Here is a 25,079-nt window from a genome sequence, read left to right on the forward strand (position 1 = left end):
AACTAGACTACTCTAGAAAGCTGGCATAAAGACTTTCTAAATCTTTTACATATTGCCTTGTATTAAATAGTGGGGTTGTTAAACGATTGGCCTCTTGTTTATTTCGCAGCGCACTTAGTAATTGGGCGTTAGATGCAAGTTCCATTGCCTTTGCATAGTATTCATCATCAGTATTGACAATTAACTCGGGCATACCCAAAGCGGAGAGTTGGCTAGCAGCAACTCTGCCAGCAAAAGTTTCACCAATTTGCGTTAGCACAGGTACGCCAGCCCACAATGCATCAGCAGCAGTAGTATGCGCGTTGAAATATGGTGTATCCAAAAAGAGATTTGCTAACCGAAGTCGACTTAAATGGTCCACTCTTGCTGATTCACGTTTCGCAAATATTATCCGAGTTGAATCAATATGATATTTTTGGGCGCTGGCAAGTAAATTTTTCATGGCTGACTGCGAAGGCATTGATAGCCATAAAACACTATTTTCAACGTTTTGAAGTAATTTCATCCATGTGCTAAAAATGTTTTGGGTAATCTTATAGGCATTATTAAAGCTAGCAAATATAAAACCTTCTTCAGGCAGGCCTTGGCTCTTGCGTGCCGGGATTGAACCAAAATTCTCTCGGGCTATTAAAGTATCGGCCGGGAAAAAAGAATGAGGCATGTAAGCAATTTTTTCCGAAAAATGACTGTGATAGTGGGAGGGTATTGCCACCTGATCAGCAATCAAATAGTCGTAGAAATTAGCCCCTGTCGTACCTGCATACCCCAAATAATTCACTTGCAATGCAGCCATTCTTCTTGCAAATAATCCAGTTCTTGCTCCAGCTGTATGGCCGTTTAGATCGATCGCTATATCAAGATCATGTTCGCTCACAAGCTTACAGACCTCATCATCATGTTTTCCAAACAAATCGAGCGAATGGTCAAATGAACTCACCAGACTATTTTCAAGCTCGTCATTCGATTTTTTACTTAAAAAATATCCAAATATTTCAAATCGTGAGCGGTCGTGAAGGCGTAAAAGATTTTCCATCAAGATGCCAACAGGGTGATCCTTCAAATCTGACGAAAAATATCCGATTCTAATTCTTCGACTAGCGTGCTTTTTCTTTTCTAAACTCTGAAAATTAGATAAATTTTCATATGGGGTGTGCTCACGAATATAAATTTCTGCTGACTTTCTTTGAAGAGCTAAGTCAGCTGGAGTTTGAAGCAACATAAATGGTGGGCACGCTGGTTTGTTTTCTGCTACAGCCCTTAAAACCTCAGTAATTAATCGGTCATTACTATCCCAACTACAATTAATTGCCAATGAATTCATCAGCTGCCCCATTAAAAAAGGGATATCAGGTTTTAACTCGTAAGCCCTAGAGTAGTGCTCCAAAGCTGACTCACCCTGCTTTAACTCATTGAGAGAATTACCTTTATTAAACCAAGCCTCTGCATAATGAACATTACAACTTAGCGCTTGGTCATGGGCTTTACAAGCATCGTCAAATCGACCTAAATCAAAAAATGCATTTCCATAGTTTGTCCAGGCTTCTGCATAAGAGGGGTTTAACTGCAATGCCCTCTCATAGGAGGCAATTGCTTCTAATGGATAGCCTTGTTCAGCCTGCAAATTTCCGCGATTTGACCAAGCCAAAAAGTAATTTGGATCAAGCGAAATCGCTTTTTCATAAGCGGCCTTAGATTGATCATATTGACGGAGTTTTGCATACGAAGTCCCCATATCAGTAAGTACCTGAGGCTTATTCGGAGTAAGGCGATTTAGCTTTTCAAAAGTCTGAACTGCATCACCATAGAACTCTGCTTGGTGCTGCGCCTTTGCTAAATTAGTCAGGAGTTCTGAGTTCTTAGAATCAAGTTTGGCTGCTTTCGCAAATGGCTCTATAGATTCTTCTGCGCGACCTTGCATTGCTAAGCAAAGACCTTGCACTTGCAACGCCAATATGTCTTTCGAATTGACACGCAAAATAGAGCGCGCTATACGTTCAGCAGATTCAAGGCGCTGATTTTGAAACTCCAGCATCATCTGCTGGATCAGGGGCGCATAAGCAGGAGTCATAAAACGCCCTTAGTTACATTCGCCTTAGATTGCAGCAGCAATCGCCTTACCCAAGTCATCCGTTTTAGCATTCCCGCCTACGTCCGGAGTCAGAGGTGCATGACCGGGGCCGGCCAAGAGAACTTTTTCAATGGCATTAAAAATAGCTTTGCCTGCTTCTGGATAGCCAAGATGATCCAACATCATTGCTCCACTCCAGATTTGACCAATCGGATTAGCAATCATCTTGCCAAAGATGTCTGGGGCAGAACCGTGAACCGGCTCAAATAGGGATGGGAACTTACCTTCAGGATTAATACTTCCAGAAGGAGCTACTGCGATCGTACCGGTACAGGCAGGACCCAAGTCAGACAGAATATCTCCGAATAAGTTGCTAGCAACCACGACATCAAATCGATCGGGATTCATAACAAAGTGAGCAGCCAGAATATCGATGTGATATTTGTCAGTGCGCACATCGGTAAATTTCTTGGACATTGCCTCTACACGCTCATCCCAATAAGGCATGGTAATCGCAATACCGTTAGATTTAGTAGCAGAAGTTAAGTGCTTCTTCGGGCGGCTTTGAGCCAGATCATAGGCATACTTCAAAATACGATCAACGCCCTGTCGTGTAAATACCGATTCCTGAATCACAAACTCACGGTCAGTATCGGGGAACATCTTCCCGCCAACACTAGAATACTCACCTTCCGTGTTCTCGCGCACTACAAAGAAGTCGATGTCACCTGGCTTGCGATTAGCCAAAGGACAAGGAATGCCGGGTAATAGGCGAACTGGGCGTAGATTCACGTATTGATCAAAACCACGACGGAACTGAATTAAGCTGCCCCACAAAGAAACGTGGTCTGGCAGAATGTCAGGCATACCAACGGCACCAAAAAAGATAGCGTCGTATTTCATGAGGGTATCGAACCAGTCATCTGGCATCATCTTGCCGTGCTTGAGATAGTAATCACAGCTTGCAAAATCAAAATGGTCGAACTGCATCCCAATACCAAATTTACGATTAGCAGCCTCTAAGGCTCGGATACCTTCAGGCATTACTTCCTTGCCAATGCCATCACCAGGAATCACGGCGATTTTTGGGTTCTTAAAGATTTTCTTTGCGTTCATGTTCTTGTCTTAAATAATGAATAATTGTGTTCAATGCAATCTGGTGAATATAGATACTAGCTGATAGCCCGACGGATTTGATCTGGGGCAGCCTTGCCGCCCTTAGTAACAGAATCACTATCGTAATCGCTGGTATTTTCGATGGTCTCTGGAGCATCCTCCTGCATCCGGATATTATCCTTTGGACAGATTGGCGCTCCATAACTAGCCCATTTTTTAAGCAAAGTGACCTCATAGCCACATTGACCGCATTTAGCCTTACTGCGGCTGGCATTACTAGGTCTTGGTGGAGGGAAAACAATGGCCTGATGTGGATATGGGCCAAGTTCCTGGCTAATCATCACCAGTTTCACCATCAGCTCTTCTGTGGCATGGGCCATCCTAGCTGGCCCTTCTAGACCAACCGTTTGGGCAATGCCCTTAAAGTCCTCTCCATGGCCGCTAAAACAGTCGTCTACGGCATGGCATAACTCATGCACTAAGGTGTCTAGCAGTTGGACTGGATCATCAATTTTGGGTGAGATAAAGATTTCATTAACACCTCCCCCAGAGCGTTCCCTTGGCCAGCATTGGCCCATGGTGGTTCTGGGGCTACTAGAGGCCGCAAATCCACAAGAGACTCGAACTGGAGGAATGGCATAGCCTGCCTTAGAAAATACTGGCTCAAGATGTCTAACCGCGTCTTGGAGCCATGTTTCACGTACTGAATGTTGCTTCATCGATCTACTTACTTTGCGCTAATGGGGTGAGTTTTAAAAACGGTAAATTGCGATCATACGCCACCGAACGTAAAATAGCGTCTATGAAAGATCTAGAAAGCCTCAGCGCCTCCCAGGCTGTAAAAGCCCTGTCTAAACGAGAGATTAAAGCAAGCGATTTACTCCTGTCCTGCTTAGATCGCATCGGCCAAAGAGAAAGCGCCGTAAGGGCCTGGGTCAGTCTTGGCAAGGAAAATGCTCTAGCTAGAGCAAAGCAACTTGATAAGGGCGCTATTCAGGGTCTATTGCACGGTCTGCCCATTGGGGTTAAAGACTTATTTGATACCTATGACCTACCTACGGCATATGGGTCCTCTATCTATCAAAACAACTACCCTCGCGCAGATGCTGTTTCAATTGCACTCATGCGTCAAGCTGGCGGCATCATCCTCGGAAAAACGGTCACCACAGAATTTGCCACCTTCAAAGGCGGCGTCACAACTAATCCCCATAACAGCAAACATACCCCTGGCGGATCCTCTAGCGGCTCAGCAGCAGCAGTTGCAGACTTCATGGTGCCCTTAGCAACCGGTAGCCAAACAGCTGGTTCCATTATTCGGCCTGCATCCTATTGTGGTGTAGTGGGCTTTAAGCCAAGCCTTGGAAAAATTAGTATCGCTGGTGTCAAAAGCCTCTCGATTTCGCTAGATACTTTGGGTTGCTTTGGCCGTAGCGTAGAAGATGTTGCACTTGGTATAGCCGCAATGAGCGGCGATCATAGGCTCGCTACTGTAAAGGATCTTCATAACAAGCCCCGCATTGGGATTTGTAAAACCGCTAATTGGTCACACGCTCAAAAAGAGACTTCTACGGCACTAGCAGTTGCAAGGCATGCCGCTGAATCGATTTGCAAAGGAACGGTTGTTGATCAAAAACTTGCAAAAGCATGCAATGGTCTGACTCAAGCCCAAACTAATATCATGCTCTCTGAGATGTCTCGTAGCCTCCTTTTTGAGCGCACGCATTTTCCTAAAAAAATTAATCCACTGATTAGCAAGCTATTAAACGATGGTGCTCTTATTAGCTATGAGCAATATGCCAAAGATGTATTGATGGTTGAGCGCGCCAAAGCTTCAGTCGCAGATCTTTTCAATAATGAGATTGATATTCTGATTGCCCCAAGTGCCACTGGTGAAGCTCCATTAATCAAAGATGGTACGGGTGATCCCATTTTTTGCAGAGACTGGAGCATGCTAGGCCTACCCTGCATCAATCTTAATGTTGCTACTGGACCTCATGGCTTACCAGTCGGCGTACAACTCATTGCAGGCCCCGGCAAAGATCAATTTTTACTTAGTGCTGCTAGAGCATTTGCACTAGCCTTACCTGATCCCGTTTTGCGAGATCAGGCTTAAAGCATATTTAATCGAGAGTGATGTTGGCAGACTTGATTGCCTTATTCCAATATGGGAGCTCTTTCTTAACCAAGGCTTCAGTTGCAGCAGGCGTTAAGTAGCGCACTTCTACGCCAGCAGCATCAGCGCGCTCTTTCACTTCAGGCAATGCCAAGCTCCTTTTAACAGAGTCTGTCAGCTTAGCAACTACTGGCGCTGGCGTTCCTGCAGGCGCAAACAAGCCTACCCAAGATTCCAGCTGGAATGAAGGTAACCCAGCCTCAGCAGTAGTAGGAACATTGGGCATTCCTGGATGGCGATTCTTACCAGTAACTGCCAAGCCTTTGAGCTTGCCACTTTGTACATGCTGCATCAATGATGGCGGAGTGCTGATGAAGACCTGTACTTGCCCAGCAAGAACGTCCTGAATGGCAGGGCCAGATCCCTTATAAGGCACGTGGACCATTTCAACGCCAGTAGATTGCTTAAACATTTCAGTACCGATATGGGAGACTGAACCATTGCCTTGTGAAGCGTAATTTAACTTACCAGGATTGGCTTTTGCATAGGCAATAAATTCTTTTAAGTTGTTCACCGGTACTGAAGGATGTACTGCAATCACATTAGTAGAAATAGTTAACAGCGCAATTGGTGAAAAATCTTTTACGGGATCCCAAGCAAGCTTATCCATCAAAGCAGGATTACCTACGTGATAGCCAGAATACGAAATTAACAATGTGTATCCATCTGGCTTGGCATTTGCTACAAATTGATAGGCAATGTTTCCACTGGCCCCAGGTTTGTTGTCCACAATCACCGTTTGACCAATGACTCTTGTAAGTGGCTCACTTAAAAGGCGCGCAGAAGTATCCACCAAGCCTCCTGGTGGATTGGGCACGACTAAAGTAATAGCGCGTTCTGGAAAGGCTTGTGCGTTAGCAAGCTGGGCAACTGCAGTAAAAGCCAGGGTGGCTAATAATTTTTGGGCTATGTGGAATCTTGTCATCATGGTCTCCTGTTCTTCAATACTCATTTATTAATTTCTAGTAGTTTATCGCTGCCCTACTTTAACGCTTCCAAAAACAGCTTGAGCCTCTCTGGGTAAACAACGCCAATAGCGCTCGTTCGCAGTGACTGTGCCGCCCAAGGCAGCAGCAGCCTCCCATCCCCAACGGGGTTTGTACAAAAAGGCTCTAGCCAAGGCAATCAAGTCTGCATCACCATCTTGCAAGATCGCTTCGGCTTCATGTGGATCCGTAATTAAACCCACTGTCATTGTTGGTAGCCCAGATTGTTCTTTAACAATCTTAGCAAATGGCACTTGATATCGTGGTCCAAGAGCGATCTTTTGCTTCGGAGAAATTCCGCCGGAAGAGATGTGTACAAAGTTACAACCTAATGGCTTTAATTGTTTTGCAAAATCAGCGGTCTCCTGTGGAGTCCAACCACCCTCAATCCAATCGCTTGCAGAAATCCGAATACCCAGGACACCTGAATAAGCAGCTCTGACTGCCGCAAACAACTCTAATGGAAAACGAATCCGGTTTTCAAATGAGCCGCCGTACTCGTCTTGACGCTGATTAGCAATTGGAGATAAAAACTGATGCAGCAGATAGCCGTGAGCACCGTGTAATTCAATACCATCTACCCCAATACGGTCAGCGCGCTTTGCAGCAATCACAAAATCATCAATCAATTGTTTGAGCTCTGCTTTTGAAAGCTCGTGCGGTAGCCGCTCACCTTCAAGCTGAGAAATAGCTGAAGGAGCAAGCATTTCCCAGCCGCCTTGGTCCGCTGACAAAAGTTGTCCGCCATCCCAAGGGGTAGCGCTCGATGCTTTACGTCCAGCATGTGCTAGCTGAATAAATACCGCAGTAGCTGGTGCTAATTTACGAGCACGGCCTAATTTGTCTTTCAGGGCAGCTTCTGTGCGGTCATCCCACAGACCCAAGCAAGCGGGAGTAATGCGACCTTCTGCAGTCACGCCAGTAGCCTCGATGATGAATAAGGCCGCCCCACTATTGAGTAAATTACCCCAGTGCATCAAATGCCAGTCAGTTGCCTCGCCATGACTTGCAGAGTATTGGCACATTGGCGCAACTACAATGCGGTTAGCTAATTCCAATGGCCCTCGGGGTGAATTGAGGGTGTAGCTGGAGAACAAAAGACTCATGGGATGCCTTAAAAAGCTGAAAAATAGTCCAAAAATTACAGAAGTAACTCTAAAGCGATAGAATACTCAAAAAGCAGAAGAAACGAGAAACCAAGCCCTGCAGCCCTAGCTTAGCTGGCTTCAATTACCCAAAAACCTATTAATAAACGAGACTATGAACGCACCCCAAGCCTTTGATTCAAAAGACGATATTGGCCACTATATTGGCGGCAAACTGGTGAACCCTAAGGAGGGTCGCTTTGCTGATGTGTATAACCCTGCTAAGGGCGCTGTAGCCCGCCGCGTGGCATTAGCCAATCGTAAGGAAGTCGACGCTGCTGTAGCGGTTGCGCAAACCGCTTTTGAGAGCTGGGGTCAAACCAGTCCATTACGCCGTGCGCGCATATTGTTTAAGTATCTGGAGCTGCTCAATGCCAACCGTGATGCCCTAGCAGCGATCATTACTGCCGAACACGGCAAGGTATTTACTGATGCCCAAGGTGAAGTGACTCGGGGTATTGAAATTTTAGAATTTGCTACCGGCATCCCTGAATTACTCAAAGGTGATTACACCGAACAGGTTTCTACCGATATTGATAACTGGATCATGCGTCAACCTTTGGGTGTAGTGGCTGGCATAACGCCATTCAACTTCCCTGTCATGGTTCCGATGTGGATGTTCCCTGTGGCGATTGCTTGCGGTAATACTTTTATTCTCAAACCTAGTCCAACCGATCCATCTGCTGCTTTATTGATGGCAAAGCTCCTAAAAGAAGCAGGCCTTCCTGATGGTGTATTTAACGTAGTCCAGGGTGATAAAGAAGCTGTAGATGCCCTAATTGAGAATCCAGACGTTAAAGCAGTAAGCTTCGTTGGCTCCACCCCAATCGCCAATTACATTTATGAGCGTTGTGCTCATTTTGGTAAACGGTCACAAGCTTTAGGTGGCGCTAAGAACCACATGGTCATCATGCCTGATGCGGATATTGATAAGGCGATTGATGCGCTGATTGGTGCTGCATATGGCTCTGCTGGTGAACGTTGTATGGCGATTTCAGTAGCAGTATTGGTTGGTGATGTTGCTGACAGAATCATGCCAAAACTCATTGAGCGCACCAAAACTTTGAAGGTCAAGAATGGCATGGAGCTTGATGCGGAAATGGGCCCTATCGTTACTAAGGCTGCCTTAGAGCGCATTACAGGCTATATTGAAAACGGCGTTGCTTCAGGTGCCAAACTATTAGTGGATGGTCGTGGCTTAAAAGTTCCTGGCTGTGAAAATGGCTTCTTCATTGGTGGCACGCTCTTTGATAACGTCAAACCCGATATGAAGATTTACCTCGAAGAAATCTTTGGCCCAGTGCTGTCTTGCTTACGAGTAGCGAACTTTACTGATGCACTCAATTTGGTTAACTCCTGCGAGTTTGGCAATGGTGTTGCTTGCTTCACCAGTGATGGCAATATCGCCCGTGAATTTGCTCGCCGCGTACAAGTTGGCATGGTTGGCATTAACGTACCTATTCCGGTGCCGATGGCTTGGCATGGTTTCGGGGGCTGGAAAAAGTCAATCTTTGGCGATATGAATGCTTATGGCAAAGAAGGTGTTCGTTTCTATACCAAGCAAAAGAGCGTCATGCAGCGTTGGCCTGAAAGTATTGCTAAGGGTGCAGAGTTTGTGATGCCGACCTCGAAATAAAGCGGTAGAGGCGGTACAAATAAAAATAGCGATCTACGGATCGCTATTTTTTTACTCTCAGTCTCTATCTAGAAACTCACTACTGCAGTGTGTTTTTAAATGCAGGCATCATTGGCATTGCCAACACATCGATACCCTCTTCCCTCAAAGACTCTGCTTCATCTAATGTCGTCTGACCCCGAATGCTACGTTCAGGAGATTCCTTATAGTGAATCTTTCTGGCTTCCTCAGCAAAAGAATTACCAACATCTTCGGATCGACCCATCAGTTCACGCATGCCGTTTAAAAAGGCTGCCTGCACTTGAGCTTCTAAATGGGAGTGATCTGGCCTTGTCAAAGCAACAACATCACCACTTAAATGACCCGTATCTGCTTTAGATACTGCTAATTCTGAAGATGCAGTAGATGAAGATTTAGCAATATGAGGGGCAGAAGGCATGCGAGCAATACTGGTGCTGTCACATACAGGACAGGCGAGCATTCCCTGATCTTGCTGGGCAAGGCAATCCTCTTCAGAGGCAAACCATCCCTCAAAGCGATGATCTAGGGGGCAAGCGAGGTTATAAACTTTCATAAAACCTATTTGGGGGCAAAAGTACTAAATTCAATAGCCCTATTTTAAGCGGGTTTGCTATATGCCTATTTAATTGGCTCTGGACTCACTAAACCGCGGCGGTAGCGGTCTAACCAGTAGGCCGAGATCGTAGTTTTAACATCCGTAATCTCGCCATCCTCTACCCAAGCAATGAGTTGCTCTAGGGGTGCTGCAAAGACATCTAAAAACTCTTCTTCATCTAGATGACTTGCGCCAGGCACAAGACCCTCGGCTAAATAGATATCAATGAACTCTGTTGAATACGAAATGACTGGATGGATGCGGCGAATATAACTCCACTTTTTTGCGGTGTAGCCAGTCTCTTCAGCAAGCTCACGTTGCGCACACAGTAGCGGGCTTTCATTGGGATCCAATTTACCTGCAGGAATTTCAATACAAGCCTTGGCAATGGGATATCGATATTGACGCTCCAAGAGTACCCTACCATCATCTAGTACAGCCACAATCGCAACAGCTCCAGGGTGAGTTAAATACTCTCGCACTGCTTGTTGACCATCGGGTAATGAAACTGTATCCCGTTTCATCTTCAAAAAAATGCCCTCATAGATGTCTTCCCCAGTAATGCGCTCCTCGCACAAATGTTGGTCACCACTGGGTAAATCTTTGAATGATTTTTCGGTCATCTCTACCTAAAAATTTAGGAGCCCAATAAGGTACGGCGCATGGCGTCTAGACAAAGGCTCATTAAGCCTGCAGGAATAATGCCCAGTGCTAAGACCAAAATACTATTTAAGCCCAGAATGCCCTTAGCAAATCCAGAACCACTAATGGTAGTCTCATGCACCGGTTGATCAAAATACATGACCTTCACTACACGCAAGTAATAGAATGCGCCGATCAAGGATGCCATCACGGCGACGATGGCCAAGAAGGTATGCTCGCCATCTACTAAAGCTTCCAGTACGCCCAATTTAGCTGCAAAGCCCACTGTTGGAGGGATACCAGCCAAGGAGAACATCATCACCAGTCCAATAAAAGCAAACCAAGGATGTTTTTGATTCAAACCCTTGAGATCATCTAAGGTCTCACAGTCATGCCCCTTGCGAGACAGAACCATGAGTAAGCCAAAGGTACCCAAGGTTGTTAATACATAGGTAATAACATAAAACATGGATGCGCTAAATGCATGATCATCAAAAACAGACAACATACCTAGGAGTACGAAACCCATTTGCGCAATCGCAGAGTACGCCAACATGCGTTTCAAATTGGTTTGTGCAATTGCCGTGACGTTCCCGACAACCAAGGACAGGACTGCCAAGATCACCAGCATTGGCTGCCAATCGCCCAAGAGCGGTAACAAGGTATTTACTAACAGTCGGAATAACAAGGCAAATGCAGCAAGCTTAGGTGCTGCCGCAATCATCAGTGTCACTGCAGTTGGCGCACCTTGATACACATCCGGCACCCACATGTGGAAAGGCACTACACCTAACTTAAATGCCATACCAGCAACAATGAACACTAAGCCAAAAGCCATCACCAAATGATTTACACGGGGATCGGCAACTACTTTAAAGATTTCAATGAGGTCTAATGAACCTGTCACGCCGTAAAGCATCGACATGCCATATAGCAAGAAGCCGGAAGCCAAAGCACCTAAGATGAAATACTTAATTGCGGCCTCGACACTCTTCTCGTTGTTATGGCGCATTGCTACTAGTGCGTAAGTTGGTAAAGCCATTAACTCCAGGCCGAGATACAGCGTTAATAAATTTGCACCAGAAATCAAGACAAATTGCCCAAGCAAGGCAAGCAAGGCTAAAACAATAAAGTCTGGACGAAATAAGGCGCGATCTGTGAGGTATTGCTTGGAGTAAATCAAGCTAACTAAGACAGCGCCACATGAACAGGCTTTGAGTAAGTTAGAAAAAGGATCTGATTGATATAAGCCATTCATTGCTAAAAGCGCTGGATCTCCCATGCGGCCAATGAATGCCAAAATTAGATAAACCAAGAGAATGATCGTAAAGAAGTAGACAAAACCAACTCCACGGGGAGTATGAAAGATATCCTGCTCTACACCTGGAGTGGATACCACTCTCTCAGGCACATAAACGCTAGCGAGCAATAGCAAACAGGCTACAACGAGCAGAACAAGTTCAGGCAGGATAGCGTAGAGGTCGAATGCTTGCATTTGCTTTTACTCAGAGTTTGCTCACAGCAACATGCTGTAGCAGATTAATCACGGCAGGATGAATGATGTCTGTAAATGGTTTTGGGTAAACACCCATACCGATTACACAGATGGACAATACGGCCATCAAGAAATATTCACGAGCATTAAGGTCTTTGAGCTCTTCTACATGCGCATTAGTAATGGCGCCAAAAAATACGCGCTTCACCATCCACAAGGAATATGCAGCTCCCAGAATTAAGGCGGTTGAAGCCAAAATACCAATCACAAAGTCATAATCCACTGCTGCGAGAATCACCATGAACTCACCAACAAATCCTGAGGTTGCTGGGAGACCACAGTTTGCCATTGCCATCAATACTGCAAAAGCAGTAAACGCAGGCATGCGATGTACTACCCCACCGTAATCAGCAATCTGACGGGTATGCATACGGTCATAGAGCACGCCAATAGAAAGGAACATTGCACCAGCCACAAAGCCATGAGAGATCATTTGCACAATGCCGCCCTCGATACCCAATGGACTAAAGAGAAAGAAGCCGAGCGTTACAAAGCCCATATGAGCGACAGATGAATACGCCACAAGCTTTTTCATATCCTTTTGAACCAGAGCGACTGCACCAACATAAATGACAGCAACTAATGAAAGGAAAATGATGAATGGGCCAAAGTATTGGCTAGCGTCTGGTGCGATCGGCAATGAGAAGCGCAAGAAACCATAGGCACCGAGTTTCAACATAATGGCTGCCAACACGACAGAACCACCAGTGGGCGCTTCTACGTGCACATCGGGTAACCAAGTGTGTAATGGCCACATGGGTACCTTCACAGCAAATGCCATGAAGAATGCAAAGAACAACAAAATTTGCTCGACGATATCCAGGCGTGCATGTTGCCAAACCAAAATATCAAAGCTATTGGTCACGTTGTAGAGATACAGCATGGCAACTAAAGTGAGCAAGGAGCCAAGCAAGGTGTACAAGAAGAATTTGAATGCCGCATAAATGCGGTTATGCCCACCCCAGACACCAATGATGATGTACATCGGAATTAAGGTAGCCTCGAAGAAGACATAGAACAATAAGGCGTCAAGTGCACAAAAAACGCCAATCATTAATCCTGAAAGGATCATGAAGGAGGCCATGTATTGCGATACTTTGGTATCAATCACTTCCCAGGCTGCTATCACCACAATAATATTGATGAAGGCTGTAAGCACAATGAACCAAACGGAGATGCCATCAATACCAAGGTAATAGTTAATGTCGTAGCGCGGAATCCAACTCAATTTCTCAACAAATTGCATCCCAGGATTGGCAATATCAAACTGAATAATGAGAGGAAGAGTGGCAATGAAACCAAGGGTAGCACCAATTAGCGCTAACCAGCGAACGCCAGCGGATGGCTTCTCAGACCCAAATATCAAAATAATGAGTCCAAAAACAATCGGGGTCCAGATGGCGTAAGAAAGAATCATAATGGCGGCCTAGCGAACAAAAGGCAGATAAGCATATAAAACCCAAGCTAGTAATGCCGCTAAGCCTGCAATCATTGCAAAAGCATAGTGGTAAAGATAGCCGGATTGCAGATGGCGAATAACACCGGCAAAGCGCCCTACTGTATACGCGCTCCCATTCACAAAGAAACCATCAATCACTTTCTGGTCGCCGCGATGCCACAGGAAGCCGCCAATCCAAATCAGCCCCTTAGCAAAGACTGCTTGGTTTAAATCATCAAGATAGTATTTGTTATCGAGCAATTTTTTGATAGGTGCTAATGCTTGTGCAACCTTGGCAGGTAACTGAGGAGCCCAAAGATAACCAATCGCTGCCGTTAGTACACCAAGCACCACCAAGAGCAATATGGGTGATGTGAATGCATGAATCGCCATTGCTACCGGACCATGGAACTCGTCTTCGAGCTCTTTCATGATTGGGTGACGAAGAACATCAATAAAAATGGAGTCACCAAAGTAGGTACCAAATAAGAGTGGTGTAATCGTATAGAAACCAATAATGACTGATGGAATCGCCAAGAGGATTAATGGCAAAGTCACCACCAATGCAGACTCATGCGGCTTTTCGCCCGGGGCTAAACCATGATGCGCATGATCACCGCCTTGCTCTGCATGATCATCATGCGCATGTGAATCAGCATGGCCCCAGCGCGCTTTGCCATGAAATACCCAGAAATAGAGGCGGAATGAATATAAAGCTGTTACAAAGACGCTGGCCATCACAGCAAAGTAAGCAAAGCCTGAACCAGGAATATGGCTGGCAGCAACAGCTTCAATAATAGAATCTTTGGAATAAAAGCCAGAGAAGAATGGTGTACCGATCAAGGCTAAATTACCAAGCAACATCATGAGGCAAGTAACTGGCATGTATTTCCAGAGGCCACCCATCTTGCGCATATCTTGCTCGTGGTGCATACCAAGAATCACGCTACCTGCTGCAAGGAACAATAAGGCCTTAAAGAATGCATGGGTCATTAAATGAAAGATTGCTACTGGATAAGCAGAAACACCCAGTGCTACAGTCATATAACCCAATTGAGATAAGGTGGAATAAGCCACTACGCGCTTGATGTCGTTTTGCACGATTCCCAAAAAGCCCATGAATAGTGTAGTGATTGAGCCAATCACCAAGATGAAGCTCAAGGCCGCATCCGAAAGCTCAAACAATGGTGACATGCGAGACACCATAAAGATACCTGCCGTAACCATCGTTGCTGCATGAATCAATGCAGAAATTGGGGTTGGGCCTTCCATGGAGTCTGGCAACCAAACATGCAATGGAAATTGCGCTGATTTACCCATCGCACCAATGAATAAACAGATACAAGCCACCGTCAATAAATTCCAGCTAGTGCCAGGCAATGTTTGTGCTGCCAAGGCAGTGTTCTGAGAAAAAATAACGTCGTATTGCATTGAGCCAGTACTAGCTAGTATCAAGCCAATACCGAGAATGAAACCAAAGTCACCAACTCGGTTTACCAAGAAGGCTTTCATATTGGCAAACACTGCGGACTGGCGCTCGTAATAGAAACCAATCAAGAGATAGGAAACGACACCCACCGCCTCCCATCCGAAAAAGAGTTGCAAGAGGTTATTACTCATCACCAACATCAACATGGCAAAAGTAAATAAAGAAATATAGGAGAAGAAACGGTTATAGCCCTCTTCGCCCCGCATATAGCCAATGGTGTAAATGTGAACCATGAGCGATACAAAGGTCACTACGCACATCATGGTGGCTGTTAATGGATCAATTAAGAATCCAATATCTAAATTAAGCTCACCCAATTCCATCCAGCGGTATACAGTGCCATTAAAGTAGAAGCCATCCATCACCTGAACTAACACGTTGCAGGACAGGGCAAATGCAATAGCTACACCCAAGATGGTGACAAATTGGCATGCGCCATGACCAATACGATTACCGCCCAATTTAGTGCCAAAGAAGCCCGCAATCATCGAGCCAATCAATGGCGCAAGAGGAATTGCGCAAAGAACAGGAATGTTTAAGGTCAATTGCATGACTAGCCTTTTAGGTGGTCAAGATCATCGGCATTAATGGTGTCAACCTTACGGAAGAGCACAACCAAGATTGCCAAACCGATAGCTGCTTCCGCAGCTGCCACAGTCAAAATAAAGAATACAAATACTTGGCCCGCCATATCGCTCAAGTAATGAGAGAAGGCAATAAAGTTCATGTTTACAGAAAGCAGCATCAACTCAATTGCCATTAGAAGAACGATGACATTCTTGCGATTTAAGAAGATCCCAATCACGCTAGTTGCAAACAAAATAGCACCAAGCACTAAGTAGTGAGCGAGAGTGATATTCATTTCTTCTCTCCTTTGGTATCTTGCTTTGCGCCCATATCTGAATCCATCTTGACTACACGCATACGGTCTGCTGCAACAACATTGACTTGCTCATGGATATTTTGCGACTTAGAGTCTTTGCGGTTACGCAAGGTTAAGGCAACCGCAGCAATAATCGCCACTAATAGAATGACACCAGCGACTTCAAAGGCATAAACATAGTCTACGAAAATTAATCTACCTAAGGCTAAAGTATTGTTCGCGGAAATCTCTTCTGGCATTGGTTGTACAGGAGCATTTGTACCAATAAAACTGCGAATGATCACAATGGATAGCTCTAGAACAATCACAGCACCCATCAAGAAAGCAACCGGCAGGTATTTTCTGAAGTCGCGACGCAAATGCTCTAAATCGAGATCCAACATCATCACTACGAAAATAAACAGAACCATCACAGCGCCAACATAAACTAGAATCAGTGCCAAACTCAGAAACTCGGCCTTGAGCAACATCCATAGGCCTGAAGCGCAGAAGAAGGCAAGCACCAAAAAGAGCGCAGCATGAACTGGATTACGTGCTGTGATCACGCGAACCGCAGCAATGACTAGCAAGCCTGCAAATCCATAGAAGAAGACAGCAAATAATGTGGATGGATCAAATGTCATAGTGATGTGTGCTCTATCCGATTAGCGATAAGGTGCATCAGCTGCACGGCTGGCGGCGATATCTTTTTCATATTTATCACCTACTGCCAATAGCATATCTTTAGTGAAGTACAGATCTCCCCGCTTATCACCAAAGTATTCAAAGATATTGGTTTCGACAATAGCGTCAACCGGACATGCTTCTTCGCAGAAACCGCAGAAGATACATTTGGTTAAATCAATGTCATAACGGCTAGTACGACGTGTTCCATCTTCACGCTCAGCCGTTTCAATAGTGATGGCATATGCAGGACAAACAGCTTCACACAACTTACAGCCAATGCAACGCTCTTCTCCGCTTTCATAACGACGCAGAGCATGCAGGCCGCGGAAACGGGGTGACAATGGCGTCTTCTCTTCTGGGTATTGCACAGTAATTTTTGGCTTAAAGAGATAACGACCGGTAATAGACATACCAGTCAAGATGTCTTTGAGCATCAAACTATCGAGAAATTGGGAAATTTTCTTAAGCATAATTGATCGACTTATTTCCAAATATTCCATGGGGATACCACCCATGCGCCAACGACAACCACCCAGAATACTGAGATGGGAATGAAGATCTTCCAGCCCAATCGCATGATTTGGTCATAGCGATAGCGCGGCAAAGTAGCCCTCAACCAAATAACGCAAGACAAGAGGAAGAAGGTCTTGGCGAATAACCAGAAGAAACCGGGTATATCTCGCAAGATTGGGAAATCTACAATCGGCAACCAGCCACCCAAGAACATAATGGAAGCTACTGCAGCAATCAGAATCATATTGGCGTATTCGGCCAAGAAGAACATGGCAAATGACATACCGGAGTACTCCACCATATGTCCTGCAACAATCTCTGATTCCCCTTCTACCACATCGAATGGGTGACGATTTGTCTCTGCTACTCCTGAGATAAAGTAAATCAGGAACATCGGCAGTAATGGCAACCAGTTCCAAGATAAGAAGTTCAATCCCATGTCAGCAAAAAAGCCTTGCTCTTGAGAAGCAACAATTGTGCTCAAGTTCAATGAGCCTGAAGTCAATAGCACCGTAACCAAGGCAAAGCCCATAGCAATCTCATACGAGATCATCTGCGCTGATGCACGCATAGCACCCAAGAATGGATATTTAGAGTTAGAAGACCAACCGGCCAGAATCACACCATAAACACTGATTGATGAAATCGCCATGATGTAGAGCAGACCGGCATTGATATCTGCCAGCACCATTTTGGCTTGGAATGGAATAACCGCCCATGCTGCAAAGGCAGGCATGATGACCATGATAGGTGCAATAAAGAATAAAACCTTAGATGACTGAGCCGGAGAAATAATCTCCTTCATCAGTAATTTCAATGCATCTGCGATAGGCTGTAGTAAGCCTAATGGCCCAACACGATTTGGCCCCAGGCGTATATGCATCCAGCCAATAAGCTTTCTTTCCCAGAGGGTTAGATAAGCCACACAAGCAAACATCGGCAATACGATGATGACAATACGAACTAATGCCCAAACAAGCGGCCAGAAAGAACCAAAGATGGCCTCGCCTTGAGTGGTAATGAGGTTCAAGAAATGATCCATTTCTGACCTTACGCCTTAGCAACCGTAATTGGGCCATTCATAGACCCTAACTTCGCACTAGCCATAGTCCCTGCAGAAATCCTCACGGCACCTGGTGCTAGATTGACTTCCAGTAGTGCAGGCATATCTACAGACTGACCACCTTGAGAAACGCGCACTGCATCACCCTCTTTGAGACCAAGCTCTGTGAATAGCTTTTGATTTAAACCAGCCTGATTGCCTCGTTTGGCATCACGCGTTAATTGCAAAGCTGATGAGCGACGCACGATTGGGTCGCCAGCATAAATATTGACGTCGGCAATTCGCTCAAGACCACTGGTTGGAGTTGTACTTCCATGGGTAATAGCGTTACTTGTTGCCTTATTGCTTAGGCGAGTGCAATAACTTTCATCAAGAGCTTCACCCAGTACTTCTTCTGGCAAGTTGAACAAGAAACCATCAAGATTCAAGAGGCTACCGAGTGCACGTAGCACTTTCCAGGCTGGGCGGGAATCGCCTAATGGCTTAACTGAAGGTTGAATAGTCTGCGCGCTACCTTCTGCATTCACAAAGGTGCCAACCGTTTCAGTAAAAGTGGAGATTGGCAGAATAACATCAGCAACTTCAAGTAAATCAGCGCTCTTATAGGCACTCAATGCAATGACCGTATTAGCTTTTGCTAGGGCTGTACGTGCTTGCGCAGGATTGGGTAAGTCTGCATCTGGCTCGATATTCATCAGCAGCACAGCCTTACGATCACCAGAAAGAATCGATTCAACACCTGCGCCATTAGCATTGACCAATGCAGCACCAACAGCATTGCCACCCACCGGCAAGAAACCTAAGGTAGCGCCAGTTTGCTCTGCAATAAATTGAGCCAATACATGCAAGTCAGATGCATGAGGATGTGCAATAGCTGCGGAACCTATGAGTACCGCATTTGTAGAGCCAGACATTAAACTATCAGCAATCTTCTGTGCTGCTGGAGAGACCGGTAAATTGGCTATTCCTGTAGGAGCAGTAAGCGCTTTTGCTTTTGCAACTGCTAAAGCAACTTCACTCAAGCTATTAAGCCATGCACTAGGTGCAGCAGTAATAGGAGTATTTGGAATAAGCCAATCATCGCCACCAGCATCAATCCGCATCACTTGTAACCCGCGCTTTGAAGCTGTACGAATACGCGCTGCAATAATCGGTTGATCCTTGCGTAAGAAGCTGCCAATAATTAAGGCACGGTCTAGCTCACTCAATTTAGCAATTGGCATACCTAGCCATGGTGCACTAGCAGCAGCCTTCACATCTGTTTGGCGCAGACGGGTTTCGACTTGATGAGAGCCTAAGCCACGGACCATCTTTTGCAAGAGATGCAATTCTTCGACACTAGAGATTGGATGGGCTAAGGCAGCAATTGATTCTGGACCATTTTCAGCCGCAATAGTCTTCAGTGAGTGAGCCACATAATCAAGCGCTGACTGCCAATCAGTTTCAAGCCATTGGCCGCCCTGCTTCACCATGGGCGTAGTCACACGATCTACACTATTTAATCCTTCATAGGAAAAGCGATCACGGTCGCTAATCCAGCATTCATTAATCGCTTCATTTTCTAAAGCCACCACACGCATGACTTTGTTATCTTTAGTTTGTACGGTGGTATTTGCACCTAAGCTATCGTGGGGACTTACAGAGCGCTTACGGCCTAATTCCCAAGTACGCGCTGCATAACGAAACGGTTTGCTAGTCAATGCGCCAACAGGGCATATATCAATCATATTTCCAGAAAGCTCGGAATCCACTGTTTGACCTACAAAGGTAGTAATTTCAGAATGCTCGCCACGATTGATCATGCCCAATTCCATCACGCCAGCAACTTCTTGTCCGAAACGAACGCAACGGGTGCAATGAATACAACGGCTCATCTCTTGCATCGAGATCAATGGGCCCACATTCTTATGAAAGACAACACGCTTCTCTTCGTCATAGCGTGAATTTGACTTGCCATAACCAACAGCTAAGTCTTGTAACTGACACTCACCACCTTGGTCGCAAATTGGGCAATCCAATGGGTGATTAATCAACAAGAATTCCATTACAGAGCGCTGCGCCTCCACTGCTTTCGCAGAATGGGTGAACACCTTCATCCCTGGAGTTACTGGTGTAGCGCAAGCAGGCAATGGTTTTGGAGCCTTCTCTACCTCGACTAGGCACATACGACAGTTAGCAGCGATAGATAATTTTTTGTGATAGCAGAAGTGAGGGACGTAGGTGCCCAGCTTATTCGCGGCGTGCATCACCATCGAACCTTGCGGAACTTCTACCGTCTTGCCATCTAATTCGATTTCTACCATACTCACTTGAAGATATCCCGGCTCAATAGCTTATAAAGGTTGTGCAGAATCTAAGCAGCGCTTATGTTCTACGTGATACGTAAATTCATCCATGTAATGCTTTAACATGCCACGCACTGGCATTGCAGCAGCGTCACCCAAAGCGCAAATCGTACGTCCCTGAATATTGGCCGCTACATCATTTAGTAAATCTAAATCTTCAGGTCGTCCTTGACCATGTTCAATACGATGCACAATGCGCCACAACCAGCCTGTACCTTCACGACATGGTGTGCACTGACCGCAAGATTCTTCGTGATAGAAGTAAGACAAGCGCTCTAAGGCACGCACCATGCAACGGGTTTCATTCATCACAATCACTGCGCCAGATCCCAACATGGAACCAGCTTTAGCGATGCTGTCGTAATCCATCGTCAGATCCATCATTTGTGCACCAGGAATAACAGGAGCTGAAGATCCCCCAGGAATCACTGCTTTCAAGGTTTTACCATCGCGCATACCGCCAGCAAGTCTTAACAAATCAGCAAACGGCGTGCCTAATGGAACCTCATAATTGCCTGGATAAACTACGTCACCGGATACGGAGAAAATTTTGGTACCACCATTATTGGGTTTACCCAGATCCAAATAAGCTTGACCACCGATTGCCAAGATAAAAGGTACAGCCGCAAATGTTTCCGTATTGTTAATGGTGGTGGGTTTGCCGTACAAACCAAAGCTAGCGGGAAATGGTGGTTTAAAGCGAGGCTGACCTTTTTTACCCTCAAGAGATTCCAGTAAGGCAGTTTCTTCGCCACAGATATAAGCACCCCACCCTGGCGTAGCATGCAACTGAAAGGAGAAATCACTTCCCAGGATCTTGTCGCCCAAGTAACCTGCAGCTCGCGCTTCATCCAAAGCCTCTTCAAAGCGTGAATACACTTCCCAGATCTCACCGTGAATATAGTTATACCCAACCGTAATGCCCATGGTGTATGCACCAATAATCATGCCTTCGATCAACGCATGTGGGTTGTAACGCATGATGTCGCGGTCTTTAAAAGTTCCAGGCTCACCTTCGTCACTATTACAAACTAAATATTTTTGTCCTGGAAACTGACGTGGCATAAAGCTCCACTTCAAGCCCGTTGGGAAACCTGCGCCACCTCGACCACGCAATGATGAAGCCTTTAATTCTGTAACGATGGCATCTGGTGCAACCTTGTCATTTAACAAGCGGCGCAACTGCTGGTAGCCACCACGACTCTCGTAATCTTTTAAACGCCAGTTATTACCGTTTAATCCTGCGAGGATTAAAGGTTTGATGTGACGGTCGTGCAAGCTGGTCATGCTGCTTTCCCTTCGGCACGAAGTTCATTTAAGAGCGAGTCAATTTTTTCTTTGCTCATAAAGCTGCACATGCGCTTGTCATTCACGAGCATGACTGGTGAATCGCCACAGGCACCCATACATTCACCCTCTTTAAGAGTAAAAGTGCCACAGGGGGTGGTTTCATTAAATCCGATACCCAGAGTATCTTTAAGATGATTTGCTGCTGTTTGACCATGGGTTAATTGGCAAGGTAAATTAGTGCAGATGACTAATTTGTATTTACCAATCGGCTTGGTGTTGTACATATTGTAAAAAGTAGCCACCTCATCTACTGCAATCATTGGCATCTCAAGGATTTGCGCAACAGTAGCGATCACTTCTGATGATACCCATCCTACTTCAGTTTGAGCGGCAATCAAAGCAGCCATCACAGCAGATTGTTTTTGCTCTGGAGGATATTTAGCAACATTACGGGCAATATCTGCCAGCGTTTTATCGGATAGTTGAAGAGTGCTTGTCATTAATAATCCTTGGCTCGCTAAATTAGCGGTCAATCTCCCCAAACACAATATCCTGCGTACCAATAATGGTTACCGCATCAGCCAACATGTGACCACGCGACATTTCATCCATGGCTGAAAGATGAACAAATCCTGGCGCACGAATTTTTAGGCGATATGGTTTATTAGCACCATCAGAAATCAAGTAGATACCAAACTCACCTTTTGGATGTTCAACAGCAGAATAAGCTTCGCCATTAGGAACATGAATGCCTTCAGTAAAGAGCTTGAAGTGGTGAATCAATTCTTCCATATTGGTTTTCATATCCACACGCTTTGGTGGAGAAACTTTATGGTTATCGCTCATGACAGGACCTGGGTTTGCTTTGAGCCAGGCAATACACTGTTTAATAATACGATTGGATTGGCGCATTTCTTCCATGCGAACCAAATAACGATCATAGGAGTCACCATTGACACCTACCGGAATATCAAAGTCGAGACGGTCATAGACTTCATATGGCTGCTTCTTACGCAAATCCCACTCAATACCAGAGCCGCGCAACATCGGGCCAGTAAAGCCAAGTTGTAATGCTCGCTCAGGTGTCACGATACCAATATTGACGAGGCGCTGTTTCCAGATACGGTTATCGGTTAAGAGATTGCAGTACTCATCTACGTGGGCATCAAAGCCATTAGAAAACTGCTCAATAAAGTCAAGCAATGAACCACTACGATTCTCATTCAAGCGTTTTACTGCCGATGGGCTCCGAACCTTCGATTTACTATACTGCGCCATTTGGTCTGGCAAATCACGATATACGCCGCCTGGACGATAGTAAGCAGCATGCATACGAGCACCGGATACTGCTTCATACATATCAAAGATGTCTTCACGATCGCGGAAAGCATACAAGAACACAGCCATCGCACCAACGTCAAGACCATGACAGCCAATCCAGAGTAAGTGATTGAGTAAACGCGTTAGCTCGTCATACATCACGCGAATATATTGTGCTCGTTCAGGAACTTCCACTTGCAACAACTTCTCAATGGCCATGACATAGGCGTGTTCATTGGACATCATGGAAACGTAATCCAAGCGATCCATATAGGGCACGTTTTGAATCCAAGTACGTGTCTCGGCTAATTTCTCTGTCGCGCGATGCAATAAGCCAATATGCGGATCAGCACGCTGAATTACTTCACCATCTAGCTCAAGCACTAGGCGCAATACACCGTGAGCCGCAGGATGCTGAGGCCCAAAGTTCAGTGTGTAATTCTTAATTTTCGCCATGACTTAAGCCGGGCCTCCATACTGCTCTTCGCGAACGATGCGGGGAGTAATCTCACGTGCCTCAATGGTGACAGGCTGATAGACAACGCGCTTTAACTCTGGGTCATAACGCATTTCTACATTGCCACTGATAGGAAAATCTTTTCTAAATGGATGACCAATAAAGCCATAGTCAGTCAAGATGCGACGCAAGTCATCATGACCTTCAAACAAGATGCCGAAGAGATCAAACGCTTCACGCTCAAACCAATTAGCAGAGTTCCATACTGGAGTGATTGAAGCCACTAATGGATAGCTATCGTCAGGGGCAAACACTCTGAGGCGTAAACGCCAGTTGTGCTCTATTGATAATAGATGACTGACAACGCCAAAACGTTGACCGCTCCAGCTACCATCGCCAAAGTCTTGATAGTCAACACCACATAAATCAATCAACTGTTCAAATGCGAGTGATGGCTCATCACGTAATAGCATGACAGATTCTAAATAGGTATCGGCGTTCACCACTAAAGTCACCTCGCCCAACGCCACCTCAATCGACAGCGCACGCTTACCCAGAACTTTTTCTAGGTTGGCAGCCAATTGAACTAAACGATCTGACATGGCTTATGCCTTCCGCGCAATCGTGCTGGTGCGAGCAATCTTCGATTGCAACTGAATAATTCCGTAAATCAGCGCTTCGGCAGTTGGAGGGCAACCCGGGACATAAATATCAACTGGCACGATGCGATCGCAACCGCGCACTACTGAATAGGAGTTATGGTAATAACCGCCACCATTGGCACAAGATCCCATAGAAATGACCCAGCGCGGTTCTGGCATTTGGTCGTAGACCTTTCGTAATGCAGGAGCCATCTTGTTACACAAGGTGCCTGCAACAATCATCAAATCAGATTGACGTGGGGATGGACGAAATACCACGCCAAAACGATCTAAGTCATAACGCGATGCGCCGGCATGCATCATCTCCACCGCGCAGCAAGCTAGACCAAAAGTCATTGGCCATAAAGAACCATTGCGAGTCCAGTTAATCAACTGATCCGCAGTGGTAGTAACAAATCCTTCTTTGAGAACGCCTTCTAGTGCCATATCGATCACTCCCAGTCGAGAGCGCCCTTTTTCCAGATATACACAAATCCCACAATGAACTCCAAAAGGAAGATCACCATAGAGGCGTAGCCAAACCAACCAATATCACGCAAAGCAACACCCCATGGAAATAGGAATGCAGTTTCAAGATCAAAAAGAATAAACAGAATGGCAATGAGGTAATAGCGCACGTCGAACTTCATACGCGCATCTTCAAAGGCTTCAAAACCACACTCATATGGTGAGAGTTTTTCAGCGTCAGGCTTCGAAGGGGCCAGAATTTTACCGAGGAACATGGGGACTAATCCCACCCCAATACCTACGAGGATAAAAAGTAGAACAGGAAAGTAATTAGCGAGATTCAAAATGGTCCTGATTCGTTCGTCTGGTAATACTTAAAACAGCAAATTATTCATTTATTCACTTCTTACAGCCTTGATTTAGAGCAAAAACTCGATAAATTCTTCATTTTGGTGCCGACGGCGAGACTCGAACTCGCACAGCCTAAGCCACTACCCCCTCAAGATAGCGTGTCTACCAATTTCACCACGTCGGCATCTTGCAAAACCTATCAATTCTACTGCATTGCA

Annotated in this window: 23 protein-coding genes and 1 tRNA gene; 2 read left to right on the forward strand and 22 right to left on the reverse strand. The window is 45.5% G+C overall.

Annotation, left to right across the window (positions count from 1 at the left end; translation table 11 throughout):
* Positions 1–7: 7 nt before the first annotated feature.
* Genes ICN31_RS04230 through ICN31_RS04240 form a run of 3 tightly spaced genes read right to left on the reverse strand, consistent with a single transcriptional unit; the run spans position 8 to position 3,903 of the window.
* Positions 8–2,068 (reverse strand): tetratricopeptide repeat protein, encoded by a 2,061-nt coding sequence (locus ICN31_RS04230; protein WP_216258886.1) that lies wholly within the window; start codon positions 2,066–2,068, stop codon positions 8–10.
* 24 nt (positions 2,069–2,092) lie between these two features.
* Positions 2,093–3,184 carry a tartrate dehydrogenase gene (locus tag ICN31_RS04235; protein ID WP_216861394.1) on the reverse strand — a complete coding sequence of 364 codons (1,092 nt, stop codon included), beginning with the start codon at positions 3,182–3,184 and terminating at the stop codon, positions 2,093–2,095.
* A gap of 56 nt (positions 3,185–3,240) precedes the next feature.
* Positions 3,241–3,903: a SprT family zinc-dependent metalloprotease gene (locus ICN31_RS04240; protein WP_216258888.1), complete on the reverse strand. Its 663-nt coding sequence runs from the start codon at positions 3,901–3,903 to the stop codon at positions 3,241–3,243.
* Between the two features lie 83 nt (positions 3,904–3,986).
* On the opposite strand from ICN31_RS04240, the gene ICN31_RS04245 reads away from it, so the two are divergent.
* Positions 3,987–5,297 (forward strand): amidase, encoded by a 1,311-nt coding sequence (locus tag ICN31_RS04245; protein WP_216258890.1) that lies wholly within the window; start codon positions 3,987–3,989, stop codon positions 5,295–5,297.
* A 7-nt stretch (positions 5,298–5,304) separates the two neighbouring features.
* Here the strand turns inward: ICN31_RS04245 and ICN31_RS04250 are convergent, their stop codons facing one another.
* Together ICN31_RS04250 and ICN31_RS04255 are read right to left on the reverse strand one after the other, a co-directional pair.
* The gene (locus ICN31_RS04250) at positions 5,305–6,282 is read right to left on the reverse strand and encodes a tripartite tricarboxylate transporter substrate binding protein (RefSeq protein ID WP_216260776.1); all 978 of its coding nucleotides are present in this window, start codon (positions 6,280–6,282) and stop codon (positions 5,305–5,307) included.
* Positions 6,283–6,327: 45 nt separating this feature from the next.
* Positions 6,328–7,449, reverse strand: coding sequence for an NADH:flavin oxidoreductase/NADH oxidase (locus ICN31_RS04255; protein ID WP_216258892.1), 1,122 nt, complete (start codon positions 7,447–7,449; stop codon positions 6,328–6,330).
* Positions 7,450–7,603: 154 nt separating this feature from the next.
* Between ICN31_RS04255 and ICN31_RS04260 the strand changes: the two genes are divergently transcribed.
* Positions 7,604–9,124: a CoA-acylating methylmalonate-semialdehyde dehydrogenase gene (locus ICN31_RS04260; RefSeq protein ID WP_216258894.1), complete on the forward strand. Its 1,521-nt coding sequence runs from the start codon at positions 7,604–7,606 to the stop codon at positions 9,122–9,124.
* 79 nt (positions 9,125–9,203) lie between these two features.
* On the opposite strand, the gene ICN31_RS04265 is transcribed toward ICN31_RS04260, so the two are convergent.
* The 17 genes from ICN31_RS04265 to ICN31_RS04345 form a co-directional block, all read right to left on the reverse strand.
* The gene (locus tag ICN31_RS04265) at positions 9,204–9,698 is read right to left on the reverse strand and encodes a DUF1178 family protein (protein ID WP_216258896.1); all 495 of its coding nucleotides are present in this window, start codon (positions 9,696–9,698) and stop codon (positions 9,204–9,206) included.
* A 65-nt stretch (positions 9,699–9,763) separates the two neighbouring features.
* On the reverse strand, positions 9,764–10,363 hold the full coding sequence (locus ICN31_RS04270) for an NUDIX domain-containing protein (RefSeq protein ID WP_216258899.1): 600 nt from the start codon (positions 10,361–10,363) through the stop codon (positions 9,764–9,766).
* 14 nt (positions 10,364–10,377) lie between these two features.
* Positions 10,378–11,877: an NADH-quinone oxidoreductase subunit NuoN gene (gene nuoN / locus ICN31_RS04275; RefSeq protein WP_216258901.1), complete on the reverse strand. Its 1,500-nt coding sequence runs from the start codon at positions 11,875–11,877 to the stop codon at positions 10,378–10,380.
* A gap of 10 nt (positions 11,878–11,887) precedes the next feature.
* On the reverse strand, positions 11,888–13,354 hold the full coding sequence (locus tag ICN31_RS04280) for an NADH-quinone oxidoreductase subunit M (protein WP_216258902.1): 1,467 nt from the start codon (positions 13,352–13,354) through the stop codon (positions 11,888–11,890).
* 9 nt (positions 13,355–13,363) lie between these two features.
* Positions 13,364–15,415, reverse strand: a complete 2,052-nt coding sequence (gene nuoL / locus ICN31_RS04285; RefSeq protein ID WP_216258904.1) for an NADH-quinone oxidoreductase subunit L — start codon at positions 15,413–15,415, stop codon at positions 13,364–13,366.
* Positions 15,416–15,417: 2 nt separating this feature from the next.
* Positions 15,418–15,726 carry an NADH-quinone oxidoreductase subunit NuoK gene (gene nuoK / locus ICN31_RS04290; protein ID WP_216258906.1) on the reverse strand — a complete coding sequence of 103 codons (309 nt, stop codon included), beginning with the start codon at positions 15,724–15,726 and terminating at the stop codon, positions 15,418–15,420.
* Positions 15,723–16,370, reverse strand: coding sequence for an NADH-quinone oxidoreductase subunit J (locus tag ICN31_RS04295; RefSeq protein WP_216258908.1), 648 nt, complete (start codon positions 16,368–16,370; stop codon positions 15,723–15,725). The genes nuoK and ICN31_RS04295 overlap by 4 nt, the downstream gene beginning before the upstream one ends.
* A gap of 21 nt (positions 16,371–16,391) precedes the next feature.
* The gene (gene nuoI, locus ICN31_RS04300) at positions 16,392–16,883 is read right to left on the reverse strand and encodes an NADH-quinone oxidoreductase subunit NuoI (RefSeq protein WP_216258910.1); all 492 of its coding nucleotides are present in this window, start codon (positions 16,881–16,883) and stop codon (positions 16,392–16,394) included.
* Positions 16,884–16,894: 11 nt separating this feature from the next.
* Positions 16,895–17,968: an NADH-quinone oxidoreductase subunit NuoH gene (nuoH, locus tag ICN31_RS04305; protein ID WP_216258912.1), complete on the reverse strand. Its 1,074-nt coding sequence runs from the start codon at positions 17,966–17,968 to the stop codon at positions 16,895–16,897.
* Between the two features lie 8 nt (positions 17,969–17,976).
* Entirely contained in the window at positions 17,977–20,292 is a 2,316-nt protein-coding gene (gene nuoG, locus ICN31_RS04310; protein WP_216260778.1) for an NADH-quinone oxidoreductase subunit NuoG, read from the reverse strand.
* Positions 20,293–20,322: 30 nt separating this feature from the next.
* The gene (gene nuoF, locus ICN31_RS04315; RefSeq protein ID WP_216258914.1) at positions 20,323–21,621 is read right to left on the reverse strand and encodes an NADH-quinone oxidoreductase subunit NuoF; all 1,299 of its coding nucleotides are present in this window, start codon (positions 21,619–21,621) and stop codon (positions 20,323–20,325) included.
* On the reverse strand, positions 21,618–22,124 hold the full coding sequence (gene nuoE, locus ICN31_RS04320; RefSeq protein ID WP_216258917.1) for an NADH-quinone oxidoreductase subunit NuoE: 507 nt from the start codon (positions 22,122–22,124) through the stop codon (positions 21,618–21,620). Before nuoE ends, nuoF begins: the two co-directional genes overlap by 4 nt.
* Positions 22,125–22,146: 22 nt before the next feature.
* Positions 22,147–23,400: an NADH-quinone oxidoreductase subunit D gene (locus tag ICN31_RS04325; protein WP_216258918.1), complete on the reverse strand. Its 1,254-nt coding sequence runs from the start codon at positions 23,398–23,400 to the stop codon at positions 22,147–22,149.
* A gap of 3 nt (positions 23,401–23,403) precedes the next feature.
* Entirely contained in the window at positions 23,404–24,003 is a 600-nt protein-coding gene (locus ICN31_RS04330; protein ID WP_216258920.1) for an NADH-quinone oxidoreductase subunit C, read from the reverse strand.
* Positions 24,004–24,006: 3 nt separating this feature from the next.
* Positions 24,007–24,489, reverse strand: a complete 483-nt coding sequence (locus ICN31_RS04335) for an NADH-quinone oxidoreductase subunit B family protein (protein ID WP_011902891.1) — start codon at positions 24,487–24,489, stop codon at positions 24,007–24,009.
* A 5-nt stretch (positions 24,490–24,494) separates the two neighbouring features.
* On the reverse strand, positions 24,495–24,854 hold the full coding sequence (locus ICN31_RS04340; RefSeq protein ID WP_011902892.1) for an NADH-quinone oxidoreductase subunit A: 360 nt from the start codon (positions 24,852–24,854) through the stop codon (positions 24,495–24,497).
* A gap of 106 nt (positions 24,855–24,960) precedes the next feature.
* Positions 24,961–25,045 (reverse strand) — tRNA-Leu (locus tag ICN31_RS04345).
* Between the last annotated feature and the right edge of the window lie 34 nt (positions 25,046–25,079).

This window comes from Polynucleobacter sp. UB-Piko-W3, from assembly GCF_018881635.1.
Taxonomy (GTDB): domain Bacteria; phylum Pseudomonadota; class Gammaproteobacteria; order Burkholderiales; family Burkholderiaceae; genus Polynucleobacter.